This is a genomic window from Amycolatopsis japonica (assembly GCF_000732925.1).
Classification (GTDB): Bacteria; Actinomycetota; Actinomycetes; order Mycobacteriales; family Pseudonocardiaceae; genus Amycolatopsis; species Amycolatopsis japonica.
On sequence record NZ_CP008953.1, the window covers coordinates 3,740,234 to 3,754,718 of the forward strand.

The following is a 14,485-nucleotide window of genomic DNA, read 5'->3' on the forward strand; positions in this document are numbered from 1 at the left end:
GACCCGCCGGGGCTGAGCCGGCAAGCGGTTCGTGCGGGCGGATGGACCGAGGGGTCCGGATTCGTCGCGCGGTACGAACGGACGTCCGCCGAAACCTCCTAGGGTCGCCATGAACGAGGCGATCCTAGGAGGCGAAGTATGCGGACACTCTTGCGTGGCGGTCGTGTCATCGATCCGGCGACGGGCTTCGACGGTACGGCCGACGTGCTGGTATCCGACGGGGTGGTCACCGCCGTCGGGGAGGGTTTGACCGCCGAGCCGGGCGACGTGGAGATCGACGTCCGCGGGCTCGTCGTCGGACCGGGTTTCATCGACCTGCACAGCCACGTGCACACCATCGCGGGCCAGCGGCTGCAGGCGATGGACGGGGTGACGACCGCACTCGACCTCGAAGCCGGTTTGATGCCGATCGAGCGAGCGTATGCCGAGGCGGCCGCGGCGGGACGGCCGCTGCACTACGGGTTCTCCGCGTCCTGGGGCGCCGCGCGGGCGCAAGTGCTCGCCGGGATCGAGCCGGACGCGAACATCGACAGCGGCTTGGCGGTCCTCGGAAACCCCGTCTGGCAAAGGACGTCGTCACCGAAGGAGCTCGCCGCGTGGCTGTCCCTTGTGGACGGTGAGCTGGCCGCGGGCGCGCTCGGCGTCGGTGTGCTCCTCGGCTACGCGCCCGACACCGATCCCGGTGAGTTCCTCGCGCTGGCCCGGCTGGCCAAGGAGGCCGGGGCGCCGACCTACACCCACGTCCGTGAGCTGGTCGAGGTGAATCCGGAGACGCCCATCGACGGCTCTGCGGAGATCGCGATCGTCGCGGCCGAGACCGGCGCGGCGATGCACCACTGCCACGTGAACAGCACCTCCGGTCACCAGATCGAACGAGTGCTCGCGGCGCTCGAAGCCGGGCGCGCGGCCGGGTCGCGGGTGACCGTCGAGGCCTATCCGTACGGGGCGGGCAGTACGGGGATCGGCGCGGCGTTCCTCTCACCCGAACGCCTGAAGATGAAAGGTCTGTCGCCGTCCAGCGTGATCATGCTGGAGTCGGGGGAGCGGATCGCCGACGAAGGCCGTCTGCTCCAGGTGCGTGCCGAGGATCCAGGCGCGCCGTGCATCCTGGAATTCCTCGACGAGAGCAGCTCGCACGACCTCGGCCTGCTGCACCAGGCGCTCGCCTTCCCGGACGCCATCGTCGCCAGCGACGCGCTGCCCGTGTACTGGAAGAACGGCACCAGCGAGAGCACCGAATGGCCGTTGCCGCCCGGCGGGGCGACGCATCCGCGCACGTCCGGGACGTACAGCAAGACGTTGCGGCTGATGGTGCGGGAGAGCAAGGCCTGGACGTGGCTGGAGGCGTTCCGGCGCTGCTCCTACCTGCCCGCGCGGGTGCTCGACGAGGTCGCTCCCGGCGCGGTGGCGAAGGGACGGCTGAACGTCGGAGCCGACGCCGACATCGTCGTCCTCGACCCGGAAACCATCACCGACGCGGCGACCTACTTCGACTCGACCAGGCCGTCGGTCGGCGTCCGGCACCTGTTCGTCTCGGGGGTCCCGGTCGTCACCGACGGGAATCTGCGCACGGACGCGTTCCCCGGCAAGCCGTTGCGGGGTGAGCCTCGATGAGCGACCTGCTCGCCGACATCGAGACGCTCGTGCGCTGCGAGTCGCCGTCGTCGGATCACGAGGCGGTGGCCCGCAGTGCCGAGGTGGTGGCCGAGGTCGGCCTGAGACTGCTCGGTGCGGAGCCCGAGCGGATCGTCGTGGACGGGGTCACCCATCTCCGGTGGCGATTCGGCGACGGCCCGCCCCGGGTGCTGCTGCTCGGTCACCACGACACGGTGTGGCCCCACGGTTCGCTGGAGACGCATCCGTTCTCGGTGCGGGACGGGGTGCTGCGCGGCCCCGGTTGCTTCGACATGAAGGCGGGCGTCGTGATGGCGCTGCACGCCGCGGCGACCGTGCCCGACCGCGACGGACTGTCCATTCTGGTCACCGGTGACGAGGAGATCGGTTCACCGTCGTCACGCGCGCTGATCGAGGAGACCGCGGCGGGCTGTGACGCGGCGTTCGTGCTGGAGGCTTCGGCCGACGGTGGTGCGCTGAAATGCCGCCGCAAAGGCGTTTCCCACTACCGGGTCGAGGTCGTCGGCCGCGCCGCGCACGCCGGGCTCGAACCGGAGAAGGGCGTCAACGCGGGAATCGAGATCTCCCACCAGATCCTCGCGGTGGCCGCGCTCGCCGACCCCATGGCCGGGACGAGCGTGACACCCACCGTCGTCTCGGCGGGAACGACCGTCAACACCGTGCCCGCCGCCGCGAGTGTGGCCGTCGACGTCCGCGTCTGGGACGAGGCCGAGCAACTCCGCGTCGACCGGGCCATGCGGGCACTCCCTCCGGTACTGGAAGGAGCCGAGGTCCGGGTGACCGGCGGGATCAACCGGCCGCCGCTCGAAGCGGGCTCGTCGGCCGGATTGTTCGCGCTGGCCCAGGACCTGGCGGGCGAACTCGGCCTCGGGGAACTGACCTCGGCGTCGGTCGGTGGCGCCTCGGACGGCAATTACACCGCGGGTATCGGGATTCCCACTCTGGACGGTCTGGGCGCCGTCGGGGGCGGGGCGCACGCGGATCACGAACACGTCGTCGTCGCGGAACTGCCGCGCCGCACCGCTTTGCTGGCCGCGCTCGTGGAGAACGTGCTCGCGAAACGGGATCCGTCCGGTGCGACGAATCGCGCGGGCGAATCTGGTACGGCACGACGGTGACTCGGCCGTCGTGCGGGGAAAGGATTGTCCCGTGACGAATCTTGCGACGAACGCGGAAAGCCTCGCGTCGGCGGAGGTGCGCGACGAAGCCGTCGCCGCCGCGCGGGCCGCGGCCGCGGCTTCGGGCGTCGAAATCCGCGAACTCACCGAAATCGCCGAGCTGGCCGCTGTGGTCGGCCTGTTCGAGTCGATCTGGCGATCGGCACCCGGCGCGCGGCCGGTGAGCACGGAACTGCTCCGCGCGATGTCCAGCGCGGGCAACTACGTCGCGGGCGCCTTCGAGAACGGTGAACTCCTGGGGGCCTGTTTCGGGTTCTTCGGGAATCCCGGAAAGGCGAGCCTGCACAGCCACATCGCCGGTGTCGCCAAGGCGGGGGTGGGCCGCGGGATCGGGTACGCGCTCAAACTGCACCAGCGCGGGTGGGCGCTGCTCCAGGACGTCTCGGTGATCACCTGGACGTTCGACCCGCTGGTGCGCCGCAACGCCTATTTCAACCTGGGGAAACTCGGCGCGCGCCCGATCGGCTACCTGCCCGATTTCTACGGTCCGATGGAGGACAGCATCAACGGCTCGGGCGACACCGACCGGCTGATGGTCGGGTGGGATCTCAAAAGCCCGGAGGTCCGTGCCGCCGCTTTCGGAGAACCCGTGCTCATCGACGCGGAAGCGCTGAGCGCGGCGAAGGCGCTCACGGTCGACTCCGACGGCGGTCCGAGTATCGGATCGGCCGACGCGCCGACCGTGCTCGTCGCGGTCCCGCCCGACATCGAACGGTTGCGCCGCACCGACCCCGGGCGCGGCACCGCGTGGCGCGCCGCCCTGCGTGAAGTCCTCGGTGGACTGATGGCGGACAACGCCCAGGTCACCGGTTTCGATCGTGCCGGCTGGTACGTGATCTCGAAGGAGCAGTCGTGAAACTCAGCGGTGTGGAACTGCGCCGGATCCGGATGCCGCTCGTGGCCCCGTTCCGGACGTCGTTCGGAACGCAGTCCGAACGGGAACTGCTGCTCGTCCGCGCGGTGACCCCGGCGGGTGAGGGCTGGGGCGAATGCGTCGCGATGGAGGCGCCGCTCTACTCGTCGGAGTACAACGACGCCGCCGAGCATGTGCTGCGCACCCATCTGATCCCCGCCCTGCTGGCCGCGGAGGACGTGACCGCGCACAAGGTGACGCCGTTGCTGGCGAAGTTCAAAGGGCACCGGATGGCGAAGGGGGCGCTGGAGATGGCGGTCCTCGACGCCGAACTCCGCGCACACGAACGCTCCTTCGCGGCCGAGCTCGGGTCCACACGCGACTCCGTGGCCTGCGGGGTCTCGGTCGGGATCATGGACTCGATCCCGCAGCTGCTCGACGTCGTCGGCGGCTACCTCGACGAAGGCTATGTCCGGATCAAACTGAAGATCGAGCCGGGCTGGGACGTCGAGCCGGTCCGTCAGGTGCGTGAGCGCTTCGGTGACGACGTGCTGCTCCAGGTCGACGCGAACACCGCGTACACCCTGGGCGACGCGCCCCTGCTGTCCCGGCTCGACCCGTTCGGCCTGCTGCTGATCGAGCAGCCGCTCGAAGAGGAGGACGTGCTCGGCCACGCCGAACTGGCCAAGCGGATCCGGACGCCGATCTGCCTCGACGAGTCGATCGTCTCGGCCAAGGCCGCCGCGGACGCGATCAAGCTGGGCGCGTGCCAGATCGTCAACATCAAACCGGGCCGCGTCGGCGGTTACCTCGAAGCCCGCCGGGTGCACGACGTCTGCGCGGCGCACGGCGTGGCGGTGTGGTGCGGCGGGATGATCGAAACCGGACTCGGCCGCGCGGCCAACGTCGCGCTGGCTTCGCTGCCCGGTTTCACGCTGCCGGGTGACACGTCGGCCTCCGGCCGGTTCTACCGCACCGATATCACCGAGCCGTTCGTGCTGGATGCCGGACAGCTGCCGGTGCCGACCGGGCCAGGGCTCGGCGTGACTCCGATTCCCGCCATCCTGGACGAGGTCACCACGGAGAAAACGTGGATCGGTTCGTAGCGCGCCACGAAATCCGGGGTTAGATTTGGTCGGATCGAACCAGTCGGTTCGGTGAGACCGGGTTTAACTTCGGGGGGTGCTGACACCGGTGCCCAGCAAGCCGCATACGAGCTTGGGACGCGTCCTCGAAGACCTCGGGGACGTGCTCCTGGAGCCGGTCGCGGTCGGCCGGACCACCCGCAAGCAGCTCGGCGGGGTGGTCATCCACGATCCGCACGACGAATCCGAAATCCCTGGCGGGGCCGTCGTGCTCGGCGTCGGGGTGCGGGATCAGGACGAGGTCGTCCGCCTCTTGCACGACGTGGGTGCGAGAGGCGCGGCGGCACTCGTCGTCCGGTCTCCCGTCACCCCGGCGCCGGAACTCCGCCGCGCCGCGGACTCGTCCGGGGTCGCCCTCCTCGGCCTCGCGCGCGGCGCGTCCTGGACACAGCTCGCCGCCATGCTCCGGACCTTGCTGGCCGAAGAGGACGTCGGCGAGGTCTCGCCCCAGACGCTCGGCGGAATGCCGTCGGGTGATCTCTTCGCGCTGGCCAACGCGATCGCCGCGCTCATCGACGCGCCGGTGACCATCGAGGACCGCAGCAACCGGATCCTCGCGTTCTCCGGGCGCCAGGACGAAGCGGACCCCTCCCGGGTCGAGACCATCCTCGGCCGCCAGGTGCCGGAGCGGTTCGCCCGCGGCCTGGAACGGGACGGCGTCTTCGAGCGGCTGTACCGCGACCATGCGCCGGTCTACGTCGATCCGCAGCGGTACGACGACAACGAGATCGCGATCCCGCGGGTGGCGTTCGCCGTCCGCGCCGGTGACGAGGTGCTCGGGTCGATCTGGGCCGCGGTGCGGGAGCCGCTCAGCGAAGAGCGGACGCAGGCGCTGATCGACGCCGCCAAACTCGTCGCGTTGCACCTGCTCCGGCTGCGTGCGGGCGCCGACGTCGAACGACGGCTGCGTGCGGACCTGGTGAGCACGGCGCTCGAAGGCGGCGCCGGCGCGCCGGAGGCGATCGCCCGGCTCGGCCTGCTCGGCCAGCCGTCGATCGTGCTCGCCATGGGCCTGCTCGGCGCACCCGATCCCGAGGACGACCTCAGGCTGGTCGCGGACCGCCAGCGGGTCGCCGACGCACTGGCCATGCACCTGAGCGCCGTCCAGCCCCGCTCGGCCGTCGCGCTGGTCGGCGACGTCGCCTACGGCATCCTCCCGATGCCCGGCGGGCACGCCGACTGCCAGGAGCGTTCGGTGCGGGTCGCGTCGACCTTTCTGGAGCGCACGGGACGCCGGGCGGCGGCCGCGATCGGCATCGGACCGCTCGCGCTCGACGCGTCCGGACTGCACGCCTCCCGCGACGGCGCGGACCGGGCGTTGCGGGTGCTGCTCACCAACGGCGGCGCCAAACGCGTCGCCACCGCGGACGACGTCCACGTCGACGCGCTCATGCTCGATCTGGCCGACCTCGCCGCGGCCAGGGGAGACGTCGCGACAGGACCTGTCGCGCGATTGCTCGCCTATGACGCGCAGCACCAGTCACAACTGGTGCACACCCTTCGATGCTGGCTCGACGCCTTCGGTGACATCGGAGCGGCGTCCGCGTCGGCCTACGTCCATCCGAACACCTTCCGCTACCGGCTGCGGCGGCTCGCCGAGGTCGGCGAGATCGACCTCGACGACGCGGGGGAGCGGTTCGCGGCGATGCTGCAGTTGCGGCTGCTGCCCCGTGACGCGCGGACCGGACCGCCGGGCGCCGAAGACTGACGTTGGTCTTCCGGCCCGAAACGACGGCGGATGTTCGTGTGATCGCACGAACTCCGCTCGCCGGCCGCGTTTCAGAATGAGTGATCGGCGCCACGCTCGCGTCGTTCTCCTTCTCTCCCAAAGTTTCCGCGGAGGCGCCATGACGGCAGTGGTCAACGAGGACACCTGGACAGCACGGCGGATCAACCGGACGGCGCTCATCACGATGGTGGTGATGGTGTTCGCCTGGGCGGTCGACTACATCGACCGGTTCTCGATCGGGATGGCGCTGCCGATGATCGGCGCCGAATTCGAGCTCAGCAAGACCCAGCAGGGCTGGCTCGTCACCGTGTTCGCGCTGGTGTACATGGTCTGCCAGATCCCGGCGGGCTTCCTCGCCGACCGGTACGGCTCGCGGGGGCCGATGCTGGCCACGCTGCTGCTCTGGTCGGCGTTCACGGCGATGACCGGGATGGCGGGCACGTTCGGCATGCTGCTCGTCGTCCGCGGCCTTTTCGGTGTGTGTCAAGGACTTTTCCCGGCCGCATCGTTCAAGGCGATCGCCGAACGGACCACCCCCGGCAACCGCGCGACGGTGACCGGCGTGATGCTGTCCGCCGGTGGCATCGGCGCGGGGCTGGCGCCGCTGATCGTCGGACCACTGCTGATGGCGGTCGGCTGGCGGCACACGTTCTTCTGGATGGCGGGTGTCGGCGCGATCATCGGCGTGGTCGTCTGGACGCTGCTTCCCAAGGCACTGCCCGAAAGGCTGAGCAGCCTCCCGCGCGACGAGGCGAAGACCCCGGAGGTCTCCCGCAAACAGGTGCTGAAGTCCTTTGTGGTCTGGAAGTTCACGCTGTTGTTCTGCGCCACCAACATGCTGAACTATGGCCTGATCACCTGGGTGCCCAGCTATCTGCTCGAGGCGCGGGGCCTGACGCTGAACCAGACCGGTGTGCTCGCGGCGATCCCGATGCTGGTCAGCATCGGCACCACCATCCTCGGCGGCTGGCTGTTCGACCGCTACTTCCACGACCACGGCCGGTGGTACCTCAGCTCGATCGCGCTGGTGACCGTGGTACTGCTGATCCTGATGGTGTCCGCGGAGACCACGGCGGAGTTCACCCTGTACGAGACGCTCGCGCTCGCGGTGTTCGGCATGGCGACGATGGCGGTCTTCGGTCTGCCGCTGCGGGTGCTTCCCACGGCGGTCACCGGGATCGGTATGGGAGTGATGAACTTCGGCGGCCAGGTGGCGGGCGCGGTCGCGCCGGTGGCCATGGGCTGGCTCGCGGACGCCTTCTCCTACACCGCGGCGTTCGGTTTCCTCATCGGCACGACGTTCCTCACCGCCGTGATGGCGTTCTGGGTGCCGCAGAACCCGGCGCAGTTCACGTTCTCCCCGGCGAGCCCCGGCTCGGCGTCGTGAGTGCGCCGGATCGCTGATCGCAGCATGTCGCGAAAGCCACTTTCGGGACATCAGACGTCGCGAAAGTGGCTTTCGCGACACGGCAGGCGGCGGCTGGGGCGGAGTTCGGCGACCTGCCGCGTGAACCCATCCGACGGCGTTGCGAAAGCCACTTTCGCAACCTTCAACGTTGCGAAAGTGGCTTTCGCAACACCCTCCCGGGTCCCAACCTCACTCACGAGCCCAACGCAGACAAGGAGTTCCATGCCCACCGCGTCCCAAGTCACCGAAACGATCACCGAGCGCGCGAAGGAGGTCGGCGTCCGGGTCCGGCTGCACGCGGCCGAAATCGACGGCTCCCGGCGGATCGGCGTCGACGAACACGCCCCGGTCGTCACGGCGTCGGTCTTCAAGGTCCCGATCGCGTTGGAACTGGCGAAGCAGGGCGCCGAGGGCGCGCTCGACCTCGGCGAGCGGATCACCGTCCCGCCGGGGCATCCCACGCCCAGCCCGTACGGTCTGGCCACCTTCCGGCACGAGATCACGATGTCCTGGTACGACCTCGCGATCCTGATGATCGGGATCAGTGACAACGTCGCCACCGACCTGATCCTCGATCGCGTCGGCAAGGAAGCGACGGAGAAGACGTTGCGAGATCTCGGTTTCGAGCACACCACGGTTTCGCAGGACTGCGGTGAGGTGCTCGGCGGTATCGGGGAAGACCTCGGAATCTCCTACGAGGACGACGAAAGACTGCTGACCGAGCTCCCGATCGAGCGGATCAAGTCGTTGCGCGCCCTGCAACCGGAGCACAGTTGTGCCACGACCGCGGAGGAGATCACCCGGCTGCTCGGGCTCATCTGGCGCGACGAGGCGGCGGCTCCGGCGGCGTGCGCGGACGTCCGGCGCTGGATGGACCTCCAGGTGTGGCCGCATCGGCTGCGGTCCGGCTTCCCGGACGACGGGATCCGCGTCAGCGGCAAGACCGGGACCCTGCCGTCGGTGCGCAACGAGGTCGGCGTGGTCGAGTACCCGGATGGCGGCCGTTACGCGGTAGGGATTTTCACCGACGCGGTCGACGGGCGGTCGCGGGTGCCGGAGCGGGACGCGTTCATCGGGTTCGCTGCGGCACAGGCCGTCGAATGGCTCAGGCTTCCCGAGGCCGACCGCGAATGATTCGTCCGCCCGGATGAATTTTCCCGCCGCTCTCGTCGTTCCGCACGAACCGGTGACGCCCGTCACCGGCCTAGCATTCCGGGAACCGCCGGACCACCCTTTCCACGGACAAGAGGTGCGCATGTCGAAACTTTCCGAAATCGATACCTGGCTCGCGGAGAACTTTTCCGCCCTGCTGGAGAAGCATCAGGTGCCCGGCGCCGCCATCGCGGTCTTCGCGAACGGCGAGGTGATCGACCACGCGGCCGGCGTGCTGAACAAGAACACCGGCGTCGAGTCCACAGTGGACTCGGTATTCCAGATCGGGTCGATCACCAAGGTGTGGACGACCACCCTGGCGATGCAGCTCGTCGACGAAGGCAGGCTCGACCTCGACAAGCCGGTCCGCGACTACCTTCCCGAGTTCACCCTCGCGGACGACGACGCGGCGTCGCGGATCACGGTGCGGCAGCTGACCTGTCACACCTCCGGATTCGAAGGCGACATCTTTACCGACACCGGGCAGGGCGACGACTGCGTCGCGAAGCTCGTGGCGACGCTTTCCGACGTGCCCCAGCTGTTCCAGCCGGGGGAGATGTTCTCCTACAACAACGCCGGGTACTGCGTGCTCGGCAGGATCGTCGAGGTCCTGCGCGGCAAGTCCTACGACGACTGCCTGCGCGACCATCTCTTCACGCCGCTCGGCCTGACCCACGCCGCGGCCGGGCCGTACGACGCGATCCGGTACCGCGCGGCGATCGGGCACCTCCAGCCGAAGCCGGACGACGAGCCGGTGGCCGCGCCCGCCTGGGCGTTGACGCGGTCCAACGTGCCGGCGGGTTCGCATCTGGCGATGCGCCCGCGCGACCTGCTGACCTTCGTGCGCATGCACCTCAACGAAGGCCGCGCGGACGACGGCACCCAGGTCCTGAAGCCCGAAACCGCCCGCGCCATGTGGGAACGCCAGGTCGAACTGCCCTACCTCGGCCTGATGGGCGGGGCGTGGGGCCTCGGCTGGATGATCTTCGACTGGGACGGCGGCCCGGTGATCGGCCACGACGGCGGCACCATCGGCCAGTCCGCGTTCCTGCGCGTGGTGCCGGGCAGCAACGTCGCGGTGGCCCTGCTGACCAACGGCGGCAAACCGCTGCACCTGTACCTGGACGTCTTCCGGAAGGTGCTGGGCGACCTCGCCGGTGTCGAGGTCCCGCCGCTGCCGGAGCCGAACGCCGCGGAGGCGCCGGCGGACCCGTCGCGGTATGTGGGCGAGTACTCGTCGCAGGTGGCGGACATCGTCGTCACGCAGGACGAAGAGGGCGGCCTGTGGCTGGAACGCACGATGAAGGGCATGTTCGCCGACCTCGGCTCGGCGCCGGAGAAGAGCAGGCTGCTGGGCTACAAGGGCGACACCCTGGTCGCCGAGCACGACGGCCTCGGCCTGCACATGCCGCACGCGTTCGTCGGTGACGACGGCACCGGCCGCGCGTTGTTCGTCCACACGGGACGAGCCGACCGCCGGGTGGCCCGGTGACGGCGATCGCCGACGAGATCGAGGCCGTCTTCGCCAAGGCGGGGGCGCGCGGATTCGTGCACGCGCGCGAGATCGGCGTCCCCGACGGTCCCGAAGTCGGTGTCGGCGCGGACGATCCGGTCGTGCTGGCGTCCGTGTTCAAGATCCCGGTGGCGGTCGCCTTCGCCCGTGAGGTGGCCGCCGGGCGGATCGACGAGACCGAGCGGACCCGCGTCACCGCGCGGTACCGGATCGGCGGGATCGGGACCGCCGGCTGCGCGGACGACGTCGAGATGAGCTGGCGCGACCTGGCCCATTTCATGCTGACGATGAGCGACAACGCCGCGACCGACGTCGTCTATCACCGGGTCGGGCAGGAGGCCGTCGACCGGGTGCTCACCGACCTGGGCCTCGCCAGGACGCGGCTGGTCGGCTGCTGCGAAGACCTGTTCGCCTCGGTGATCGCCGATCTCGGCGCGAAACCGGACGACGACCTGGAAGCCGTCTTCGCCGCGGCGACCGAAGAACAGATGTGGAAGCTCTCGGTGCTCGACCCGGAACGCACGACGTCGTCGACGCCGAGGGAGATCACCGCGTTGCTCGACGCGATCTGGACCGACCGCGCGGGCGACCCGGCCGCCTGCGAACGCGTGCGGACGATCATGGCGCAGCAGATCTGGCCGCACCGGATCTCGTCCGGTTTCCCCGCGGGTGTCGCGATCGCGGCCAAGACCGGGACGCTCCCCGCCGTCCGCAACGAAGCGGGTGTGGTGACCCATGTGGACGGTCGCCGGTACGCCGTCGCGGTGTTCACCCGCGCCGAATCCCTCGCCGACCGCCAGCCCGCGGTCGACTCCTCCCTCGGCGAGGCCGCCCGCCTCGCCGTCGATCACCTCCGTGCGCAGACCGTCGGGTCGTGAGTGATTCGTGAGTGATACGGGTCGTTATTGAGGAGTAGGTCAAATGTGTCGTGGTCGCGGGCGAGTCGGTGGTGGGGTGAAGGCTCCCTTCGCCGCGTCTAATGCGGTGAAGGGAGCCCTCACCCCACCACTCGCCCGCGCCGGCCACCTCCCCACCGGCGCCCATGTCGCGAAAGCCACTTTCACGACACCTGATGTCCCGAAAGTGGCGTTCGCGACACGCTCGACAAGCGGAAAAGTGACCCTCTACGCCACATTCGCCTTACCCCTCGTTAGAACGGCCCAAATCACTCACGACCCCTGGCACCGTCGCCCGCCCCCTCACCTCACGCGATGAAGGGTCCCCTTCAGCCACCCCACGACCAGAAGTACTCAAGACGCGAACCAACGACTCGGGACAGTAGGAGAAACCGCATGAAGAAAGCCCGGCTCACCGCCGCGATCACGAGCGTGGTGGCCTTGACCGTGAGCGCGTGCGGGGGGACGTCGCAATCCGGGCAGGACCGGACCGCGAACCAGAAATTGACCGAGGGCAAGACCTTCACGATGGCGATCGGCACCGATCCGGGAGCGCTGGACCCGGCGATGACCGTGCTCTCGGTCGCGCTCGACATCGGGCGCTACCTCTACGACAGCCTGATCAACCTCGACGAGGCCGGCAAGCCGATCGCCGGTCTCGCCGAGAAATGGGATGCCACCACGACCACGGCCTCCTTCACCCTGCGGAACGGGATCACCTGCGACGACGGCACTCCGCTGACCGCGAGCGACGTCGCCGCGAACGTCAACTTCGTCGGCGATCCCGCCAACAAGTCGCCGATGTCCGGGCTCACCGTCGCGCCGGGGACCAAGGCGACCGCCGACGACTCGGCGCGGAAGATCACGCTCACCAGCGGTGCGCCGGACGCGTTCCTGCTGCGCAACGTCGGCGGCCTGCCGATCGTGTGCGGCAAGGGTGTGACCGACCGGCAGGCGCTCGCCAAGGGCAAGTACGGCACCGGCATGTTCACCATGACCGAGATCGTGCCGAACGACCACTACACCCTCACCCGGCGCAAGGATTACGCGTGGGGGCCGGGGGACTGGCAGCGTGAGCAGCCAGGACTGCCGGAGAAGGTGACCTTCCGGGTCATCCAGAACATGACGACCGCCGCGAACCTGCTGCTGTCCGGTGAGCTCAACGGCGCCCGGATCACCGGCCAGGACCAGCAGCGGCTGCGTGCCCAGAAGCTGTTCCACGGCGAGCAGGTCGTGCCGATGGGCGAGATGTTCTTCAACCAGGCGCCCGGCCGGGCGGGTGGCGACCTGGCCGTGCGTCGCGGACTGGTGCAGGCACTCGACCTCGCCCAGATCGGCAAGGTGCTCACCAGCGGCTCCGGGGCGCCCAGCCAGGGGATGGTCACCACCGAACCCAGGGCGTGCGCCGGGGACGCGGTGGCGGGCAAACTCCCCGCGTTCGACGTCGCCGCCGCGAAGTCGGCCCTCGACGCGGCCGGCTGGAAGCCGGGAGCGGACGGGGTGCGGGTCAAGGACGGCAAACGGCTCGCGCTGACCGCCATCTACGGCACACAACTCGGGCCGACGATGGCGCCCGCCGCGGAACTGATGCAGCAGTCGTGGAAGGCCGTCGGCGCCGACGTGACGCTCAAGGGTCTCGACAGCCCGGGGACCAGCCAGGTGCTCTTCAACACCGGTGAGTGGGACATCTCGCTGGCACCGGTGACCTTGCTGCTGCCGAGCCAGGTCGGCCCGTTCGTCTCGGGACCGAAACCGCCGGCGGGCACGAACTTCGCCCACATCGAGAACGAGAAGTACACGTCGCAGGCCGCGCAGGCGGCGCAGATGTCCGGTGAGTCGGGCTGCGCGACCTGGCTCGCGGCGGAACAGGCGCTCATCGAGCGGCTGGACGTCGTGCCCTACGTCAACTCGGTCATCCCGACCTTCGGCAGCAACGCGCGGTTCAAGGTCATCTTCGGTTCGGTCGAGCCGTCGTCGATCCGGATGTACAGCTGATGGCCGTCGCGGTCGCCCCGGCCGGATTGCGCGGCAGCCCGTGGCTGTCGTTCGCCGTGCGCCGCCTCGGCCGGTTCGCGATCTCGTTGTGGGTCCTGATCACCACGGCGTTCCTGATGATCCAGCTGATCCCCGGTGACCCGGTCCGCGCGGCGCTCGGACTGACCGCGCCGGTCGAGCTGGTGAACGCGCGGCGGGCGGCGCTCGGCCTCGACGATCCACTGTGGCTGCAGTACGTCCACTACCTCGGCGGGCTGGTCACCGGTGACTTCGGGACATCGATGACGAGCGGGCAGCCGGTCTCCGAGGTGATCGGCGACCGGCTGCCCGCCACCCTCGAACTGGCGTTGCCCGCCTTCGCGGTGGTCATCGCGGTCGCGATCCCGCTGGGCCTGCTGTTCGCCGTGCTGACCCGCGGCGGACGCCGTCGGGGCGGCGAGCTGGCGTTCACTTCGACGACCGTGCTGCTCGCGGCCATCCCGGAGTTCCTGCTCGCGGTGGCGCTCGTCGCGTTCTTCTCGGTCCAGCTGGGGTGGTTCCCGGTCGCGGGGAACGCGGACGCGAGTTCGTTCGTGCTCCCCGTGATCGCGTTGGCGCTCGGCCCGGCGTCGGTACTCGCCCGTATCGTCCGGGTGGAGACGCTTTCCGTTCTGGGCAACGACTTCATCCGCACCGCGCGGGCGAAGCGGCTGCCCGCGCGGCTGGTCTACCTGCGCCACGCCTTGCCGAACGCGTTGACCGCGACGCTCACCATGGGCGGGTTGATGCTGACCGGCATGGTCGCCGGGACGGTGCTGGTGGAGAACGTCTTCGCCTGGCCGGGCCTCGGTTCCACCATCGCGCAGTCGATCCTGCAGAAGGACTATCCGCTGGTGCAGGGGATCGTGCTCGTCTACGGCATCGGGGTCCTGCTGGTGAATCTGACGGTGGACGTGCTGCTGGCCGTCCTCGATCCGCGTTCGACGATCCGGGAGACCTGAG

Annotated in this window: 11 protein-coding genes; all 11 read left to right on the forward strand. The window is 69.5% G+C overall.

Annotated elements, in window-relative coordinates:
- The first annotated feature begins 138 nt into the window (after window positions 1-138).
- The 11 genes from AJAP_RS17495 (at window position 139) to AJAP_RS17545 (ending at window position 14,484) form a co-directional block, all read left to right on the forward strand.
- Window positions 139-1,614 (forward strand): amidohydrolase family protein, encoded by a 1,476-nt coding sequence (locus AJAP_RS17495; RefSeq protein WP_038512954.1) that lies wholly within the window; start codon window positions 139-141, stop codon window positions 1,612-1,614.
- Entirely contained in the window at window positions 1,611-2,753 is a 1,143-nt protein-coding gene (locus AJAP_RS17500; RefSeq protein ID WP_038512957.1) for a M20 family metallopeptidase, read from the forward strand. The genes AJAP_RS17495 and AJAP_RS17500 overlap by 4 nt, the downstream gene beginning before the upstream one ends.
- A 31-nt stretch (window positions 2,754-2,784) precedes the next feature.
- Window positions 2,785-3,669 (forward strand): hypothetical protein, encoded by an 885-nt coding sequence (locus AJAP_RS17505; protein WP_038512960.1) that lies wholly within the window; start codon window positions 2,785-2,787, stop codon window positions 3,667-3,669.
- Complete coding sequence (gene menC, locus AJAP_RS17510) at window positions 3,666-4,772, forward strand: o-succinylbenzoate synthase (RefSeq protein ID WP_038512963.1); 1,107 nt, start codon at window positions 3,666-3,668, stop codon at window positions 4,770-4,772. The genes AJAP_RS17505 and menC overlap by 4 nt, the downstream gene beginning before the upstream one ends.
- A gap of 76 nt (window positions 4,773-4,848) precedes the next feature.
- Window positions 4,849-6,519 (forward strand): PucR family transcriptional regulator, encoded by a 1,671-nt coding sequence (locus AJAP_RS17515; RefSeq protein WP_038512966.1) that lies wholly within the window; start codon window positions 4,849-4,851, stop codon window positions 6,517-6,519.
- Between the two features lie 139 nt (window positions 6,520-6,658).
- Window positions 6,659-7,927, forward strand: a complete 1,269-nt coding sequence (locus tag AJAP_RS17520) for an MFS transporter (RefSeq protein ID WP_038512970.1) — start codon at window positions 6,659-6,661, stop codon at window positions 7,925-7,927.
- Between the two features lie 243 nt (window positions 7,928-8,170).
- Complete coding sequence (locus AJAP_RS17525) at window positions 8,171-9,082, forward strand: serine hydrolase (protein WP_038512972.1); 912 nt, start codon at window positions 8,171-8,173, stop codon at window positions 9,080-9,082.
- A 121-nt stretch (window positions 9,083-9,203) separates the two neighbouring features.
- A complete protein-coding gene (locus tag AJAP_RS17530) occupies window positions 9,204-10,592 on the forward strand; it encodes a serine hydrolase domain-containing protein (protein WP_038512975.1) in 1,389 nt (462 codons plus the stop codon).
- Window positions 10,589-11,491 (forward strand): serine hydrolase, encoded by a 903-nt coding sequence (locus AJAP_RS17535; protein ID WP_038512978.1) that lies wholly within the window; start codon window positions 10,589-10,591, stop codon window positions 11,489-11,491. The genes AJAP_RS17530 and AJAP_RS17535 overlap by 4 nt, the downstream gene beginning before the upstream one ends.
- Window positions 11,492-11,905: 414 nt before the next feature.
- Window positions 11,906-13,504: an ABC transporter substrate-binding protein gene (locus AJAP_RS17540; protein WP_038512981.1), complete on the forward strand. Its 1,599-nt coding sequence runs from the start codon at window positions 11,906-11,908 to the stop codon at window positions 13,502-13,504.
- Complete coding sequence (locus tag AJAP_RS17545; protein WP_038512984.1) at window positions 13,504-14,484, forward strand: ABC transporter permease; 981 nt, start codon at window positions 13,504-13,506, stop codon at window positions 14,482-14,484. The genes AJAP_RS17540 and AJAP_RS17545 overlap by 1 nt, the downstream gene beginning before the upstream one ends.
- Window position 14,485: the final 1 nt, after the last annotated feature.

Coding starts and splice junctions, on each gene's coding strand:
- AJAP_RS17520 (WP_038512970.1), top strand. CDS start 6,659: ATGACGGCAGTGGTCAACGAGGACACCTGGACAGCACGGCGGATCAAC.
- AJAP_RS17540 (WP_038512981.1), top strand. CDS start 11,906: ATGAAGAAAGCCCGGCTCACCGCCGCGATCACGAGCGTGGTGGCCTTG.
- AJAP_RS17500 (WP_038512957.1), top strand. CDS start 1,611: ATGAGCGACCTGCTCGCCGACATCGAGACGCTCGTGCGCTGCGAGTCG.
- AJAP_RS17545 (WP_038512984.1), top strand. CDS start 13,504: ATGGCCGTCGCGGTCGCCCCGGCCGGATTGCGCGGCAGCCCGTGGCTG.
- AJAP_RS17525 (WP_038512972.1), top strand. CDS start 8,171: ATGCCCACCGCGTCCCAAGTCACCGAAACGATCACCGAGCGCGCGAAG.
- AJAP_RS17530 (WP_038512975.1), top strand. CDS start 9,204: ATGTCGAAACTTTCCGAAATCGATACCTGGCTCGCGGAGAACTTTTCC.
- AJAP_RS17495 (WP_038512954.1), top strand. CDS start 139: ATGCGGACACTCTTGCGTGGCGGTCGTGTCATCGATCCGGCGACGGGC.